Origin of the sequence: Candidatus Enterococcus avicola (assembly GCF_047470845.1) — a bacterium.
GTDB lineage: Bacteria > Bacillota > Bacilli > Lactobacillales > Enterococcaceae > Enterococcus_D > Enterococcus_D casseliflavus.
Window position 1 is genome coordinate 1 of sequence record NZ_JBLGTY010000063.1, and the last position, 409, is coordinate 409.

The 409-nt window shown below is 44.5% G+C and carries 1 protein-coding gene; it reads right to left on the minus strand.

The features are described 5' to 3' along the window. Window positions 1-409, minus strand: a 409-nt coding sequence (locus ACI3E5_RS17585) for a Spy0128 family protein (protein WP_498855890.1), incomplete at both ends; no start/stop codon positions are given.

Here is a 409-nt window from a genome sequence, read left to right on the forward strand (position 1 = left end):
CATCGAAGTAAATTTTTCCGTTGGCATCATTGCTCTTGGTTTGGAGCACTTCCCCTTGTTCGTCCAACAGCTGGAATTGAAATTCATCCGCACTTAGTGCTTTGCCAGTCAATTCTTTACTTGCTTCTAGAACCGCACTTCCTTTTGCGGGATTGTAGCTATTTTTAAAAACAGCACTGCCTTCATAGCTTGGACTTGCCACTAATTGCCCCGATTGGTCTTCCACATTTACGGTTACATGGTATTCTGTTTGGTCATAGGTGATCGTGCTATCTGTCCCTACGACTTCTCGGATCGTATACTTGTATGTGCCAGCTTGGTCATAGTCGATTGCATCGAAGTAAATTTTTCCGTTGGCATCATTGCTCTTGGTTTGGAGCACTTCCCCTTGTTCGTCCAACAGCTGGAA